At 62.7% G+C, this 14,291-nt stretch carries 18 protein-coding genes; 7 read left to right on the top strand and 11 right to left on the bottom strand.

Going from position 1 to position 14,291, the window contains the following annotated elements; genetic code table 11:
• Positions 1–172: 172 nt before the first annotated feature.
• Positions 173–1,582, bottom strand: coding sequence for an IS1380 family transposase (locus tag BKA23_RS12980; protein WP_145229123.1), 1,410 nt, complete (start codon positions 1,580–1,582; stop codon positions 173–175).
• A gap of 121 nt (positions 1,583–1,703) precedes the next feature.
• Positions 1,704–2,609, bottom strand: coding sequence for a protein NO VEIN domain-containing protein (locus BKA23_RS12985; RefSeq protein WP_145229125.1), 906 nt, complete (start codon positions 2,607–2,609; stop codon positions 1,704–1,706).
• Between the two features lie 206 nt (positions 2,610–2,815).
• Here BKA23_RS12985 and BKA23_RS12990 point away from each other — a divergent pair, with 206 nt between their 5' ends.
• Entirely contained in the window at positions 2,816–3,151 is a 336-nt protein-coding gene (locus tag BKA23_RS12990; RefSeq protein ID WP_145229127.1) for a hypothetical protein, read from the top strand.
• Positions 3,152–3,193: 42 nt separating this feature from the next.
• Here BKA23_RS12990 and BKA23_RS12995 read toward each other — a convergent pair whose 3' ends face one another.
• The 4 genes from BKA23_RS12995 to BKA23_RS13010 form a co-directional block, all read right to left on the bottom strand.
• The gene (locus BKA23_RS12995; protein ID WP_145229129.1) at positions 3,194–3,910 is read right to left on the bottom strand and encodes an 8-oxoguanine DNA glycosylase OGG fold protein; all 717 of its coding nucleotides are present in this window, start codon (positions 3,908–3,910) and stop codon (positions 3,194–3,196) included.
• Positions 3,911–4,128: 218 nt separating this feature from the next.
• Positions 4,129–4,704 (bottom strand): DinB family protein, encoded by a 576-nt coding sequence (locus tag BKA23_RS13000; protein ID WP_145229131.1) that lies wholly within the window; start codon positions 4,702–4,704, stop codon positions 4,129–4,131.
• Between the two features lie 57 nt (positions 4,705–4,761).
• The gene (locus tag BKA23_RS13005; protein ID WP_145229134.1) at positions 4,762–4,983 is read right to left on the bottom strand and encodes a hypothetical protein; all 222 of its coding nucleotides are present in this window, start codon (positions 4,981–4,983) and stop codon (positions 4,762–4,764) included.
• A complete protein-coding gene (locus tag BKA23_RS13010) occupies positions 4,976–5,659 on the bottom strand; it encodes an RNA polymerase sigma factor (RefSeq protein ID WP_170226516.1) in 684 nt (227 codons plus the stop codon). Before BKA23_RS13010 ends, BKA23_RS13005 begins: the two co-directional genes overlap by 8 nt.
• A gap of 311 nt (positions 5,660–5,970) precedes the next feature.
• On the opposite strand from BKA23_RS13010, the gene BKA23_RS13015 reads away from it, so the two are divergent.
• Positions 5,971–6,450: a peroxiredoxin family protein gene (locus BKA23_RS13015; RefSeq protein WP_145229138.1), complete on the top strand. Its 480-nt coding sequence runs from the start codon at positions 5,971–5,973 to the stop codon at positions 6,448–6,450.
• 345 nt (positions 6,451–6,795) lie between these two features.
• On the opposite strand, the gene BKA23_RS13020 is transcribed toward BKA23_RS13015, so the two are convergent.
• Both BKA23_RS13020 and BKA23_RS13025 read right to left on the bottom strand, forming a co-directional pair.
• The gene (locus tag BKA23_RS13020) at positions 6,796–7,422 is read right to left on the bottom strand and encodes an FMN-dependent NADH-azoreductase (RefSeq protein WP_145229140.1); all 627 of its coding nucleotides are present in this window, start codon (positions 7,420–7,422) and stop codon (positions 6,796–6,798) included.
• A 242-nt stretch (positions 7,423–7,664) separates the two neighbouring features.
• The gene (locus BKA23_RS13025) at positions 7,665–8,891 is read right to left on the bottom strand and encodes a lactonase family protein (protein ID WP_145229142.1); all 1,227 of its coding nucleotides are present in this window, start codon (positions 8,889–8,891) and stop codon (positions 7,665–7,667) included.
• Positions 8,892–9,065: 174 nt separating this feature from the next.
• Between BKA23_RS13025 and BKA23_RS13030 the strand changes: the two genes are divergently transcribed.
• Positions 9,066–9,806 carry an N-acetyltransferase gene (locus BKA23_RS13030; protein ID WP_145229144.1) on the top strand — a complete coding sequence of 247 codons (741 nt, stop codon included), beginning with the start codon at positions 9,066–9,068 and terminating at the stop codon, positions 9,804–9,806.
• A gap of 353 nt (positions 9,807–10,159) precedes the next feature.
• Here BKA23_RS13030 and BKA23_RS13035 read toward each other — a convergent pair whose 3' ends face one another.
• From BKA23_RS13035 to BKA23_RS18250, 3 genes are read right to left on the bottom strand one after another with little or no spacing between them, the layout of a single operon-like run.
• Complete coding sequence (locus tag BKA23_RS13035; protein WP_145229146.1) at positions 10,160–11,107, bottom strand: hypothetical protein; 948 nt, start codon at positions 11,105–11,107, stop codon at positions 10,160–10,162.
• Positions 11,104–11,310 carry an antitoxin VbhA family protein gene (locus BKA23_RS13040; RefSeq protein WP_145229148.1) on the bottom strand — a complete coding sequence of 69 codons (207 nt, stop codon included), beginning with the start codon at positions 11,308–11,310 and terminating at the stop codon, positions 11,104–11,106. The genes BKA23_RS13035 and BKA23_RS13040 overlap by 4 nt, the downstream gene beginning before the upstream one ends.
• Positions 11,310–11,588 (bottom strand): CopG family ribbon-helix-helix protein, encoded by a 279-nt coding sequence (locus BKA23_RS18250; protein ID WP_145229150.1) that lies wholly within the window; start codon positions 11,586–11,588, stop codon positions 11,310–11,312. Before BKA23_RS18250 ends, BKA23_RS13040 begins: the two co-directional genes overlap by 1 nt.
• 201 nt (positions 11,589–11,789) lie before the next feature.
• On the opposite strand from BKA23_RS18250, the gene BKA23_RS13050 reads away from it, so the two are divergent.
• The 4 genes from BKA23_RS13050 to BKA23_RS13065 all read left to right on the top strand — a co-directional run bounded on the left by BKA23_RS13050 (position 11,790) and on the right by BKA23_RS13065 (position 14,092).
• Positions 11,790–12,383 carry a hypothetical protein gene (locus tag BKA23_RS13050; RefSeq protein WP_145229152.1) on the top strand — a complete coding sequence of 198 codons (594 nt, stop codon included), beginning with the start codon at positions 11,790–11,792 and terminating at the stop codon, positions 12,381–12,383.
• On the top strand, positions 12,380–12,874 hold the full coding sequence (locus tag BKA23_RS13055; protein ID WP_145229154.1) for a hypothetical protein: 495 nt from the start codon (positions 12,380–12,382) through the stop codon (positions 12,872–12,874). Before BKA23_RS13050 ends, BKA23_RS13055 begins: the two co-directional genes overlap by 4 nt.
• 11 nt (positions 12,875–12,885) lie before the next feature.
• Complete coding sequence (locus tag BKA23_RS13060) at positions 12,886–13,302, top strand: hypothetical protein (RefSeq protein WP_145229156.1); 417 nt, start codon at positions 12,886–12,888, stop codon at positions 13,300–13,302.
• Positions 13,303–13,456: 154 nt separating this feature from the next.
• Positions 13,457–14,092, top strand: a complete 636-nt coding sequence (locus tag BKA23_RS13065) for a GNAT family protein (RefSeq protein WP_145229158.1) — start codon at positions 13,457–13,459, stop codon at positions 14,090–14,092.
• Positions 14,093–14,291: the final 199 nt, after the last annotated feature.

A 14,291-nucleotide genomic window follows, 5' to 3' on the forward strand; every position in this document is an offset into this window, starting at 1 on the left:
CTAGACTCGAAATTTCATGAGGCTGCCGCGTGGCGCTGTTCGTGGCTTGATCGCTGGCCTCGGTGTTGATTTTGCCTGGTGGGTGTGACGGTCGGTCGCGATGTCACTCGCGGTGGGTGCCGGTTCCACTGGCCGGGTGTTTCCTGGGTTGTCGGGACGGGTGGGGCGCTGCTCAGGTTGGTGCGGCGAGGTGGTGGAGTCGTTCCCATCCGGTGGTGACCAGGTCGGCGTGTGGCGCGGTTTCCTTGACGTGTAAGAGGATTCGGCGGCCGTGGCGGGCGATCGTGGCCGGGATCGTGAACAGGTAGTACCGCAGCTTCTTGGGTTCCCACCGGCGTGCGTGGTGGCTGGCGTCGAACGCGAGCAGTTGCGTCCAGGCGGTCAGTTCCACGGCGAGCATGACCAGGGCGCACCAGATCTGGTTCTGATCGAAACTGTGCAACGGCAGGTTGGCCAGGCCGGTGTCTTTACTGATCCGGATCCGGTCTTCACACCGTGCCCGGCGGCGGTGGCGTAACTCCAGGTCGGCCAGTTGCCCGCGGATCGTGTTGGTAGCGAACGCGGTCAGCCGGTACCCGTCCACGTCCTCGAACCGGAGTTGGGCTCCGGGGTGTGGTCGTTCACGGCGCACGACCACGCGCATCCCGTCCGGCCACCCAGTCAGCAGCCCGTGGTAGGCCAGCAGGTCGGTGACCTCGACAACCTCCGCCCCATCACGCAGTTCACGGTCAGCGTCCACCGCGGGCTGCCACGCTGTTTCGGGGATGATGCGGTAAATGTCTGGTGTCGCCACGGGCAGGGTATACCCGATCGAATACGAAACGCCCTTGTTTGCACGCCAGTTCACGTATTCCTTGGTGACGCCACCGCCGGCGGTACGGATCAGGATCTTGCGGCCTGGCCGTGCCGGGTTAATCCCGGGCAACTGTTTCAGCGCGTCCCGGGTCACGGCGATGTGATCGGCAGCGGTGTTGGAGCCGGCGTTACCCGGCCGCAACTGCATCGCCAATGGTTCGCCGGTGCCGGCCGGTCCGTGGTCAACGAACGCGCACAACGGGTGGAATCCGAACCCTTTCTTGAACGTCGGTGCCGCGTCCTGCTTGTCCGAGTGCGCGGTGATCAGTGTCGCGTCCAAGTCCACGATCAGCGGATGATCAGCAGTCACACCATGATTCGGTGCCCGGTCACCGGCCAACCCCCAAGCGGTGGCACGTGCGGCACGACGCGCGCCAGCGATCGCCGTCAGGGCCTTGTCGGCATCGGCGGCCAGCGCCGTGATCATGCGCGAGACCGTCGCTTCTGATCCAACCTTGCCGTACAGGCCCGGTTCGGCCCGAACGAGCGCGGCATCGGCCAAGCAGTCACCACCCAACGCGAGCGTGATCGACAGATCCGTCACCACTTTCCCCGGGTGATGCACCGCGGTCGGTTTCCGCCACGACGACAACGCTTCGCCCAGCCCACCGGCAAGACCGGTGACCTCGGCCGTCGTGGTCAACAACACCCCACCCGCGGAACCGACCGCCACCACCGGCGCGGCATCAACATGAACAAGCGGATAGAACCCAGTAGTCTTCTTCACCTGGAAGGTGCTCCTCGAACTGGTTCCGATAGTGACTTCGCAATCCCTATCTTCCCAGGTCAGGGGCACTTTTCAGTTCACAACACGACCCTCGGCACCGACACCCGATGAAATCCCGAGGCTAGTCTCGGGCCTCTGGCATTTGCACGCGAAAGATGTATGGCTTCGCCGCGGTCACTACATCTTCGCCGGTGTACTCCCTGATGGTGGGATTGCTGAGCGCATGAGTCACGACAGCAAGCCACCAGCCGGGCTCGTCCTGGGCAGCCCTCCGTTCATTGGCAGTTAGCAAGATGGTTGGTCGGCTGCCCGAGACACCCTTCACTTCAACCTTGTATGACTCCGGCCCGGACCTGCTCCTGAAGGTAATATCCCAGCCGATTTTGTCCGCACTGACGTCTTCGCCTTCCCAGTCATCGCCGTAGAACTCTTGAACGGCTGCCATGGCTGCCGCTTCGACCACCGCGTTCCGCTGCGCGTCGCCGAAGCCCGCGCCCTCACTGGTCACGGTTACTTGGTGTCCGGGGTTGGGAGTGTCGTCTGGCCACTCGAGCAATACGCCGAGGAGTCTCATTTGATCGACCGAGAGCCATGAAGGGTTGGGGCACATTGGCGCGCGGAGTACCTCAAGATCGTCTAGTCCGGCGGCCCGAATTTCGCGCACCGTCACGCCTTTCTCAAAGAGCGGGATGTGGCATGGCACGAACGACCGGACGGCTGCTCGTTTCTCTGGATCGCGCCAGTAGCCAACATCATCGGCGTTGAAGTCGTCCGGGATCGCGTCCTGAACATAATCAGTGACATAACCGCAACCCCAGATGCCGCGTTGAAACAAAGGGTCGTGGCCCGATACCCAGAAGATTAACCGGTCGCCAGGAGACATGAGATCGGCCCGATAACCCGGTTGAACACTCCAATCCAGAATAGGCCCTCGATCGTCACTGACGTGGCCCGCCAGGTCAAAAAGATCTGAGTTGCACTTAACTAGCCAGGACCCAAGTTTTTCTCGCGTGACATGCTGATTCATATGTCGTTTGTATCACCCCCAGAACATTTATGTGCTGAATTCCAGTCACTCTTTGGCGTTCCTTCATCGGCGTCGACGGGAGTCGAGAAACTGCGACATCATGAGAGGCGTCCAGAGACGACTAAGAAAATCGTCCGCTGCGAAGATCAGTCTCATGAGGTTGTCGAAGAAAGAGTCGTGTCGGTGCGGTCGCGTACAAACGTGCCGTGCCCACGACACCATTCGCAGACCTCGACGCTCCAGATTCGCCACCGCTCGTTCAGATCAGCCAGTTGCACCTCATTGATGACCGGACGCGGGTACGTGTGCGCGGGAAGGTCGTCGAGTGGCAACTCAAGAGAAATAAGGGCGGCGAACTGTGGGCCGCGCTCACCCTTGGCTCCGAAAGCACCGATGTGACGTGCCTGTTCTTCCCGAAGGTATTCCAGTCGGTCGCTGAAAACCTCCCCAGGACCGGAATCGAACTGGAAATCACCGCTCATCTCAATCGCCGCGAACACTCGATCCAGCTCATCGCCGACTGTCCATGCAGCGTGGTGTAACTCTTCGACCTCGCAACGATGCGCGAACGCGATCAGGACGACTCACGTGCGACCTGGGCTGAGTGGCTCCCTCCGCTCACCATCACTGCGAATGAGCCGGAAGATGCGCTCTTCCACCTCGACCGGCGAGAGGCCGTGTGGCTTGCCCCAGGCCGTCAACAACTCGAGGTACCTCTCGTAATCGGATGTCTTGCCGTAGCGGAGCCGAAGATCAGCCTCCCTTTTGAACCACCGGATGACCAGCGCATCAAGCACTGGGGCCGCTTGTTGCGAGCGGGCGTGGCCGCGGGCTGTGGCGAAGTAGAGCCACTTTGTGAAGAAGGCCGGTCCCAATCCCTTGAGGTGACCGGCGTTATTCAGGTAGCGGTATCCCTCAACCAGCCCGTCGCATCGTGCGAGTCGAACCGACTCGGCCAGCTTCTCGATGACTTCTGCGCCCAACGCCCCCGCAGCAGTGCCAGCAGACTCGGCGCCGGCGAGAACCTTGGCCGTACGCGACGGCCCGTAGTTGGACTTGCCATGGCCCCACATCATCGCGACCACGAAGGCCGGCACGACCTCGCCCTGCGAGATGCGATCTTCCGTGATTCCGGCGACAATCGCTCGGTCGATGGCAACGGGCAACACTTTGATTGTCCGCTCGACGTTGGGGAGATCACCAGTCCAGCGAATCCACGCCTCACGGTCGTAGGCAAACGCCTGTTGGGGCGGTAACTCTCGTTGCAAGCTGTCTCGCAGTCTTACCGGCGGTGTCGTCATACCAAACCTCTCGTCTCAATTCGGATGGCGCGACCTCACAGCCGTCTGCCCCTGTACTATCTCTGCCTCAAACTGCCAGACACCGCGCTACGACGGCCAGTACCGGCTCGCCTGCAGCTTGCTATGAAGCGACAGCTCGAGTCATCTCAGCAACTGACTATAAGCAGGCAATGTGAACTCGAATCATGAAAATCGTTGCCAGCCATACAGATTAAGTATCAATCGAAACAGTCCGCGATCTCGGTGAGCCGCTGGATGTGCGCAGTCCAGTCGATGTCGTCCGGAAGATTACTGTTGTTCGGCAGCAGCCCGGTCAGGCCGTCGATGTGCTCTCGCAGAATGTCGGCATGACCGGCATGGCGCTGCAGATCCGCCATCTTGTGCACGAGGATTTCGTGAAGGGTGACTTCGGTGTCGCCCCAGTGCGGTACGCGGCCGATCGCATCCAGCGGCAGCTCATCGATCGTTTCGTCGGCGAAGACCTGCACCCGTCGGTACAGAGCCACAACACCAGCGACGGTCTCGTTTTCGTTAGCGAACCACGCAGTCAGTGGATCTGGGTCATCCGTCGCAACCAACTCCGCCGGCGTCGCCCACGTGCGACCGAAGACCGGCCCGAAATAGAACGCTTCACTGTTCAGCGCGTGCTTCACCAGACCGAGCAGATTCGTGCCAGTGGCCGTGCGCGGCAGTCGCACCTCTCGTTCGGACATCCCGTCGAGCTTCCACACCAGAACGTCGCGAGCGCCCTGCAGGTAGTTCTTCAGCACATCCTTGGACGAGGCCACCGTCATACAGTTCAGTCTGGCGGACGTGCGAACCGAATCGGCAACAACAGCCCGCTGAACCGCTCAGCCGAAATTGCCCTCATCCATCACAGCCGCGAGAACCCCTTGGTAGTCCTCGAAACAGGGTGCGCAGGCACGTAGATGAATGCCGATCCCGGGGTACTTGATGTCCGGATCGTTGCCGTTGGCGGTCATCTCGACGTAGAGGTGAAGCGCTTCAAGCGCCTCTTCACAGCCGACGTCGTCGGGATCAAGTGTCAGAAATTGTCGGAGTGCTTCACTCACTGGCGACTCCTTCTGCGCTCATCAGACCTTCGACAATCAGGGCCGAACGGATCCTCCGTCGAGCGTCGAAGATCACTTTATAGATGGCATTTCGGTTGGTCTTCAGCCGGTCGGCGACCGCGTCTGCGGGCACACCCTGCACCACGACTTCGACGAAGACCTGCTGCTGCTTTTCGGACAGATCTTCAACGGCCCGGCGTAGCGAGGCAGCCAGTTCGGCCGCCTGCAGGTCATGGACGGGATCCATGCCCATCCGGTCGACGAACTGACCCCACGCCTCCGGCTCAGGGAGCAAGGCCGGCGCGTTGCGGCGATAGTGCCGGCCCAAATGACTCGACACTTCAAGGATCACGAACTTGTAAGCCCACGTCGTGAACTTGCTCTCGCCACGAAATTGGTCGATCTTGCGCAGGATCGCGAGCACCGCGTCGGTTGCCGCGTCGCGCGCGAGTTCGTTGCGGTCGTAAGCGCTCAGATCGCTCGAAGCCGCCCTGCGAGCGAGTTCCCTGGATGCCACACGCACCGCAAGATCATCGAGGGCTGCGATCGCGGCCGAGCGCCGCGGCGAGCCGTCCAACAGGTCCGTCCAGACGATCATCTCGCCCGACGGGCAGGTCCAACGGTTGTTGACGGCGGCCGAATCCGCCTCCTGCTCAAGCTGCTGATCTGAAGTCATCCCACGCTCATTCGAAGGAGTCCAATCACGGGGCGGCCTGCCGCCGGGCAGTCCCGGCGCTGGGGTCGGGTCACGTATGACGAGCAGCATCATACGGGTCGCGTCTCGCTCGATCCCAACTGACGTATGGCGCAGGGTCCGCCCGCGAGGGCCGCTGCGGCATACCAGACGATTCGGTTGACGACGAAGGCGTCCACGGTGCGCACCAGCGCCGAAGGCATCCAAAATTTCGGGACCTGAGCGGTAAGACGACGTCTTCCGCTGCTGCTAATGAGTGCGAACGAATCCGTCCTTTCGAACAGGAGAATGCAATGGCATTGCTCAACCCCGGAGACACCTTTCCAAGCCTCACCCTCACCGAACCGGGTGGGCGAGAGCTCACGTTGCCGGACGCGCTTGACGGCAGTTTCGGTGTGGTTTTGTTCTACCGCGGCTCATGGTGCCCCTACTGCAAAGCACAATTGCGTGCGTTCGAGCGGTCCGCTGACCGCTTCGCCGAGGTCGGCATCAAGGTCTTCGCGCTCTCCGTCGACGACGAGGCGACAACCGCTGAACTCGTCGACAAGCTGCGGTTGAACTTCCCGGTCGGCCACAGCGCTGACGCCGCCGAAGTGTCGGCACTCACCGGCGCCTTCACCAATCCCGACCCGGTGTACCTGCAATCGACCGGCTTTGTCCTTGATCCCGCCGGCAAGGTCGCGATCAGCGTGTACTCCAGCGGGGCCATCGGCCGGCTCATTCCGGAGGACGTCGTCGGCCTCGTGCAGTATCTGGCCGCGCACCAAGACTAATAGGCCCTCCGCAGCCGCCACGTCATGCGGTGCGGTGCGGGGTGAGCAATCGGCAGGAAGACGCCGGCGACATACGTTGCCAGGCTGTGGTCTTCCTGCCGATTGCTTATGGGTGACGTCGCCCACCACGCACCTGATCGTGCTGCCCTCACGATCAGTTCAGGTGTCGAGCGCCGAAGCCGTCAGCTGGGTCGGCGCACCCAGCGCTCGCGTCGGCCTCCTGCTGTAACGGACCGCCGACATGGAATTTCCGTTATGGGTAAGTGTTTTCGGGAAGAACACCCGGGTTCGCGTGGTGCCATGAGGGCGGCACCACGCGAACCCGGGTGGAATTTGGTGATGCGATCAGAAGGTGCGACCGGCTTCGGTCGCTCGTTCCAGAGCAGCGGCTCGGTCCTCGTCACGGGTTGCAGTGAGAACCGTTGGTTGCCAACGGATTTCAGTGACTTGGTCGATGCCGACGAAGTGCAGCCAGTCGGTGAAGAAGGTCGAGTGGAAGTCGCGACCGTATGCCGGAGGCGCGCCGACCGAGTACACGCCGCTGGTGTAGACAACGGCGGCCTTCTTGCCGTGCAGCAGGCCCGAATAGCCGGTGGCCGGGTCGAAACCGAAGGCCCAGCCCGGTTGGGTGATGATGTCGATCCACTGCTTGAGGACGTAGGGCACGCCACCGTTCCACATCGGCACCGAGAACAGGTAGCTGTCAGCGTCGGCGAACCGGTCGAAAATCGTTCGCGCAGAGTCCCATTCGCCGCTTTGTTCCGGAGTGGGCTGGCCGCCGCCGAAGACGGCCATCTTGGCGCCGGCCGCAAGACGGCCGAACTGCGGGAGGCTTCCGTCGAACAGGTCCACGGTCTCGACGTTCACCTCGGGACGAACGGCCTGGTGGCTGTCGAGGAATGCCTGCGCCAGCGCGAGGCTGTCGCTGGCGGTGTCGCGAGGGCTGGAAGAGATGTGCAGCAGGGTGCTCAATATGTAGTCCTTTCAGGACAATTCGAGAGTTTGGTATGACTCAGCACGCGGTCGCGTCGGGCGCTTCGCTCCGCCCGCCCGGCCCGAACCGGTGGTCATCGCGAGGATGAGTCGCCCGGTTCGAGCCAGAGTTGTGGAAGCGTGTCTTCTTGGATGAGCGCGTTGTCGAGGCGGCACCCGTCATACGTAAACGTCGATGGGAGAACGCCCGTCATACGTGACGGCGGTCGCGACGGCGAGGCCTACAGCGCGACGATGCCTTCGGCGCCGATGCCGTTGGGCACGGTGACCGAACCGGTCTTGGTCAGCGATGCGTGCGCGCCGATCGTGTAGACGTCCACGATGCCGTTGACGCCGGTCTGCACGTAGAGGTAGTGCCCATCAGGTGACACGGTCGCATCGACGGTGCCGGGGTCGGTGGCGGTGACGCCCTCGCTGGTCAGCTTGCCCGAGGACGAGGAGACGTAGCTCGACACGGTGTTGCTGCCGGCGTTGGAGACGAAGATGTCATTGCCCCAAGAGGCGACCCAGCACGGCGCCTTCTGACCGGTGGCGACGGTGTCCAGGGTGGTCGCCTGGCCATTGCGTGCAAGCTGGAACGAGACGACGTTGCCGGTTCCCGGCTCGCTGAGAACGAGGTGGCCTCGAGCGTCGTAGGCGAACCCGAAGGGCACCGCGCCCGGCAGGGAGGTCACGACCGGCTTGGTCGACGGCCCCCAGAACGCGAGCGGGAACGACTCTAGGGTGTTGCCACCGTTCTTGGTAGCGACGATCAACGACTGGCCGTTGGGGGCGAAGCTCAACTGCCCTGGGGTTGAGACGAATTCGTTGGGCTGTCCCGGTGCGGACGTGTTGAGCTTCAGCTGACGGTTCCAGGACGGGACCGCGAAGAGCTCATTGCCCACGCGGACGTAGCCGGAGATCGATCCACCATTGCGTGCGTTGAGGACGAAGACGAGGTTTCCGCGGACGGCGACGCTGACGGGGAACGTGCCCTCGGTGGGCACGACCTGCTCACGCACCAGGTGATCGCCGAAGACAGCGAAGGACGTCAAGGTGTTGCTGCCGGCGTTGACGGCATACAGCGTGTGAGACAGGGCGTCGTAGGACAAGGAGCCTTCGCTCGACAGGTGATCGGCGACTGCTCCGGACAGTGCGCCGCCGTTGCCGCCCGTGGGGTACGCCCCGACCTGGGTCAGGCCGCCGGACTTGGTGCGGTCGTAGGCGTAGACGGTGTTGCCAGTGGTGGAGTTGTTCTGGACGAACACGATGCCGTGCGTCGCCGGCTGCGGTGCGTTGTGGTGAACGGTGGCGGCGTTGGCCGGTGCCACGGCGACGAGCCCGGTGGCTGCGATCGCTCCGACGGTGGACGCAATCCTGGTGAAGGTCTTCATGACGTTTCCTTTGAGTTCGGGTGGGGAGGTGTGTGGGCCGCCGCCCTGAATCCGCATCGGATCTGACGGCGACATGACAACAGCGTCGCCAGGTCCGCAGGTCTTACCCGCACAGATATAACGAAGGTCTTACGTGTGAACTCGAGCCGCCGATCGGCCTTGCAGGCGGGCTCTGCCTGTCCACCGCCGTTCTGCGACGGACCGGAAAAGCGGTCGCCGGTATGCCGATTCGGCTGAGACCCTGTCCAAATGCGTTTCGTCACCTTGGCCGAGCGGCCCGATCTCGTCCCCGCGATGTGGCAGATGGGCAACAACTGGCCGACGTTCATGCAGCAGGACCGCGTCGGACGTGACGCCTTCGGCCAACTGCCTGCGGTCTTTCCCGAGTGGCAGCAACTGCTGCTGGACGACGATCGGATCGTCGGTCGGGTGAACGCAATCCCGTTCTCATGGGTCGGCACGGATGATGACCTGCCAGATGACGGATGGGCCGGCGTCATACAGCGCGGCTTCGCGGCCCGACGCGAAGGCGTGCCGCCCACGGCGATCTCATTGCTTGAAGCACGGCTTGTTCCGGCGCTGTTGGGAGCTGGTCATGCGCGGACCATGTTGGAAGAGATGGGCTCCCGGGTGATCGCAGCCGGGATGCGCGATCTGTTCGGGCCGGTGCGACCGACCGGCAAGCATCGTGAACCGCATCGGGCGATGGATGACTACGCACGGGCGACCCGAGCTGACGGACTTCCCGTTGATCCGTGGTTGCGGTCCCATGTCCGGATGGGCGGGCGGATAGTGAAGGTAGCACCGACCTCGATGGCGATCGCCGGCTCACTCAGCGAGTGGCGGGATTGGACCGGTCTGGCCTTCGACGCGTCCGGGCCGACGGTGGTGCCGTTCGCGTGCAATCCGATCCACGTCGACCTCGAGCAAGATCACGCCGTGTATGTCGAACCGAACGTCTGGGTTCACCACGACCTACGCGGCCGGTGACCAAGACCGCGCAAACATGTGAACCGGTCAAAGTACGGCATCACGCCACAGCCACTCGTTGTCATCGTTGGGCCTGGGGCGTGCTCGCACAAGGAGGTCTCGTGCCCGTGTCGTTGAGTCCGCGGCGGCTTCGGTATTCCGACCACCTCATCGTGCTGGCAACCCTCTGCTTGTGTGTCGATCGATTCGCCGATGTCGAAGTCTCTGGCGACGAGTCCGCAAGACCTGCAGATCTGACGAGTCTGCCTGCAGATTGGGCCCTCAGCCACTCGCAGCTGCTTCATGTGGCAGGGATCGAGATGGATCCGGACGACGAGGAAAACACCAGTCACTGGCTCAGTTCTTTCGTGATCTCAGAGCAGGAAGAGCCTCTCGTTCGAACTCTCGCCGATGCCATCGGACCGGACGTGCTTTTCGCGAGCCTGTGGGCCATCGGCCACGGCGCTCCGTCGAGCCGCCTTGACGAGGACGAATTCGGCGACCCACTGCAGGAGGTGCTGCGATTTCCACTCGAGACCGACCGATTGGAAGGCATCCTGCAGTTCGACACGTCGTTCGACAAGATGCGGATGTTCGAATGGCTGCAGGAAATCTGCCACTTCCGATAGTGCGCGACCCCGTGGCAGGTGAGCAACATTGAGTGTTGTCGTGGGCCGAAGACCGAACCCGGTTTCAGGCTGAGGTTCCTCAGGTCCACGACCTAGAAGTCGCCGACAATGCTGGCGAGATATTGCTGCAGGAGTTCGGCCAAAGGACCAGTGCGCGCGGCGATTGCCATCAGCCGCACCTCCCGCAGCTGGTCGACCGGGATCGACGGCCAATCGAATCGGCGCCCGGTCGAGGCCGCCACCTTTTCCACGTAAATCGTTTGGGATCGTGTGTTGCCATCGCGGAATGGGTGGATCGCTGACAGGGTGCCCCCAATGCTCGGCGAGCTGGTGGGCGAACTCCCGGTCCGGTAACCGTTGCAACTGCCCGTCCCGGTCCAATTGGCTGAACAGCTCCTGCAATTGATCACGGATGTACTCAGGGCGGCAGTACGCGATCCCAGTTCCGGAGGCTTGCATGTTGACGTCCTGGATCTGCCCGGCCCACAACACCACCGGCCCCAACAGCACCTGGTGGACGTGCGCCAAGTAGTCGAAATCGAACCGGTCCGGTAATTCCTCACCACCGAGCACACCGATACCTGCGGAGGCGACGTCGTTCATCGCTTGGTCTAACCGGGCCGGGTCTTTGATGTTGAAGGTGTTGATCAGTAGCCCACCGGACCCGGGGTAGGTGTACTTGTCGTCAATCATCCGTTCGCGTACTTGGCCGCGATCTGCTCCAACGCTTCCTCATACGACAACTCGCCCCGCAGAATCGCCTCGGTACGGCCCAGGGCTTCCGCGTCGGGGAAGTGCCCCGCCAACTGCTGCGACTTCTCCGCCAACGCCATCCACCGCTGCAGTTCCGCACCAGACAAGGTCTTGCGCTGTGCAGCGCTGATATGTGTCGTCATCACTGGCTCACCCCATCCTTGGCCATCCACGCCTGGACATACTCCGCGATCGCGTCCCGCATCACTGACGACGCATCCCGACCCTGCGCCGCGGCCAACCGGTCCACCTCATCACTCAGCGCCCGCGGCAACCGCACCTGCCGACGCGGCGACTGACCCGACCGGCCCTCAGCCGGATCCAACCGCGGCCGGCCTGGGGACCCTGCGCGCGCAACTCGAGCCCGCACTACCTGCTCAAGCACTGCGCCAGGAGTGGTCGCAACCGTCTCGGAGACCATCCTTCATAGTGGACTACAGAAATATTCGCAAGGGCCAGTAACCCCCGGAATTACAGCAATCTAAGCAACTCTAGTAAACCGCCGATAGTTCACCTTATGTCAAGCTAGGTTTACATGTGGCGTTGCGAACGACATATTTACCTGTCACGCTTGAGCCATGATGCTCCTCCCCCTTCTCATCTGTAAGCAGTTGCGCCGGCCATGAGCTGGACCGATGCCACCGGCCGCCACGAAGGCCACGTGAAGATGCTCTTCGCCGACGACAAGCTCGGCGGCGGGACCTACTCGGCCGCTGGCCTATCCGTCGACGGACCCGACGGTCGCACCATCCTGGACCCAGATGGTCGGCCACTGGAGTCACGTCCCGAAGCTGCCGTCATAGGGTGGCGCGTGGCCTGCAACCACAGCAGCGCCACCCACCCGGGCCAGGCCAGCTGGGAAAGCCCGGTCGAGACCTGGATTTCACCGATCACGTGGCGGCGGGTCTACTCCCCGATTGAGGAAGACATCTTCGAGCGACGTATCTATGCACCGCTCGTCGACGACGGCAGTGTGTTCATCGGTGATCAAGAAGACCATGTATGGCGGGCGATCCACAATGAATGGGCGGCACACCTCGAACCCGAAAACCACGACCTTGCCATCCGCAACACCATCGCGGCCATCGCCAACGCGCAGCAGCAGCTCACCCTCGACGTCTCCGCTGCTCGCGCTGTCGGCCTGTCCTGGGCCGCGATCGGCCGCGCCGCTGGCATGACCCGCCAAGCCGCCCGTGACCGCTGGGGCGCCCCATGAAGTTCCGCGTGCGCGATGTAACTGTTGCCGCCGCGAGCATGGCGATCGGCGCTGTCGGCATCGCACCGTTCCTGGCGCACCACGACAGGACACGCGACGCTCTCGGAGCCTTCGTCATCTCACCCGGATTCGGCGGCCTGGCCGCTCTGATCACTGCCCTCGTGGCATTGAAGGTGGCCCGGGAACGGCTTGACGCCGACGCGACCACGGCAAATGAGCAGCGGGCGGCTGACGCCGACGCAGTAACCAGGCAGATCGAAGCCAACGAACGCGCTGCGGCCGACCAGCGGCTCCAGGATGAGCAGCAGCAGCTCCGCAACGACTCTCTCAACCGCTGGTGGCAGTTGGCGTTGTGGTTGGACAGGCAGATCGACAAGGGGAATTTCACGGTCGAGCAAACGTTGACGACGCTAGAGACCCTTGAGCAGTCAGTGACAACCCCGGAGCAGAGTGTCATGGTGGAGTGTCTGACAACCCGAGTTATCCAGTAGGAGGTCGATCTGTGGCGAGGATTGCTCGTAGGAGCCTACGAACGTATGAATCCAGGGCGCGCCAAGCTTGGACCCCGACCCGGATCATTTTCGGTGTCGGTGCCGGGAAGAAGGACATCAGTGTCATCGCCGACCCAGGCGATGTCATCACTGTCGACACTGGAGATGTCATCACCCTCGACAGTGGAGGTGTCATCACTGTCGACACTGGAGATGTCACGCCCTTTGTCTTCAAGTCACAAAAGGCGACCTCCTTGGGCGTGCCGCGAAAGACGTCGTCTGGGGTATCACCGGTGTTGTCGAACATCGCGATCGAACAGTCGCTGCCTGTTGAAACCCCTTCCGACGATGAAATCGACCGTGGCAAGGCCTTGATCGAACGCTTGCGCACGAACCGGTCGTCGCTCGAACGAGACATAGTGAATTGAGCTCTTCGAACCGCGCGTGGAGCAGCGCGGCGGGTGGGTCAGGCGCCGGCTGGAACGCTTCATAGATCCCTGGCCGTGCATGGGTCAGGCGGATATGCACAGCCCGGTCCCTGACACCGGCATCGCTTCGCTTGCCGTGCCAGGATCACCCCTCGTGAGCACTAACGACGCCGCCCTGATTGCCATGCTCGACGAGGAGAACGACCTCGCCGAGGACCTGGTGCTGACCGTCACCTGCCGGGAGTCGCGTTTCGCGCGGCATGACACCTCGCTGCTGCGGTGGTTCACCGCGCACCTGGCCACCGAAACCCTCACCGAGGAAGATGGAGCGGATCCGGTCGTGACCGACGTTGCCGACGCCGAGGTGGTGCTGGTCAGCCTCCAGGACGGTCTCGCGGCGGCGTTCTTGGAGGCCGACGGGATCGACGGTGACATCTCCACTCCCCTGGAGCACCTACGACACCGAGGCGACGACACCACCATGGCCAGGCAACTACCTGGGATGAGTCACGTGCTGATCCTCGACCAGATCGAGGTGCCCGAGCAGCTGCGCGGCCGCGGCTACGGCACAACCATGATCCGCGAGATCGTCGACCACTTCGACTACCTCCTGCCGGCCACCGTCGTGCTGGCGTGGCCCTCCCCCACCAACCTCGACGACCTGGACCCCTTCACCGCCCGAGCAGCGGTAGGGCGAATGGAAACCGTGCTGGACAACGTGGGTATGCAGCGGCTAGACGACTCCCCCTTCTGGTGCGCCACCCTGACGCAACTGCACGCAGTCGAATAGTCGTCGCCACTCGACCGATTCCGCCAGCGTCAGCCAAAGATGAGCCGTCCATCGGCGTCATGACTCGCTGGGCGCAGCGCCTTGTATCAGAAGCCGGGGATCGTCTCATCCTTTAGCAGCGCTACGCGCGTCGGAGTTGCGCGGCGCGGCCATCCACGCTGTCTCTGCGAATCGCCACATCACGGTCATGCCACGAGGA

The organism is Rudaeicoccus suwonensis (genome assembly GCF_007829035.1).
In the GTDB taxonomy this organism is placed as follows: domain Bacteria; phylum Actinomycetota; class Actinomycetes; order Actinomycetales; family Dermatophilaceae; genus Rudaeicoccus; species Rudaeicoccus suwonensis.

Excerpts from the sequence above, each read along its gene's own strand:
- BKA23_RS13040 (WP_145229148.1), bottom strand. The coding sequence starts at position 11,310 with ATGACGACACATATCAGCGCTGCACAGCGCAAGACCTTGTCTGGTGCG.
- BKA23_RS13025 (WP_145229142.1), bottom strand. The coding sequence starts at position 8,891 with ATGTCGCCGTCAGATCCGATGCGGATTCAGGGCGGCGGCCCACACACC.
- BKA23_RS13050 (WP_145229152.1), top strand. The coding sequence starts at position 11,790 with ATGAGCTGGACCGATGCCACCGGCCGCCACGAAGGCCACGTGAAGATG.
- BKA23_RS13030 (WP_145229144.1), top strand. The coding sequence starts at position 9,066 with ATGCGTTTCGTCACCTTGGCCGAGCGGCCCGATCTCGTCCCCGCGATG.
- BKA23_RS13035 (WP_145229146.1), bottom strand. The coding sequence starts at position 11,107 with ATGATTGACGACAAGTACACCTACCCCGGGTCCGGTGGGCTACTGATC.
- BKA23_RS18250 (WP_145229150.1), bottom strand. The coding sequence starts at position 11,588 with ATGGTCTCCGAGACGGTTGCGACCACTCCTGGCGCAGTGCTTGAGCAG.
- BKA23_RS12995 (WP_145229129.1), bottom strand. The coding sequence starts at position 3,910 with ATGACGACACCGCCGGTAAGACTGCGAGACAGCTTGCAACGAGAGTTA.
- BKA23_RS13010 (WP_170226516.1), bottom strand. The coding sequence starts at position 5,659 with ATGACTTCAGATCAGCAGCTTGAGCAGGAGGCGGATTCGGCCGCCGTC.
- BKA23_RS13000 (WP_145229131.1), bottom strand. The coding sequence starts at position 4,704 with ATGACGGTGGCCTCGTCCAAGGATGTGCTGAAGAACTACCTGCAGGGC.
- BKA23_RS13015 (WP_145229138.1), top strand. The coding sequence starts at position 5,971 with ATGGCATTGCTCAACCCCGGAGACACCTTTCCAAGCCTCACCCTCACC.
- BKA23_RS13055 (WP_145229154.1), top strand. The coding sequence starts at position 12,380 with ATGAAGTTCCGCGTGCGCGATGTAACTGTTGCCGCCGCGAGCATGGCG.
- BKA23_RS12985 (WP_145229125.1), bottom strand. The coding sequence starts at position 2,609 with ATGAATCAGCATGTCACGCGAGAAAAACTTGGGTCCTGGCTAGTTAAG.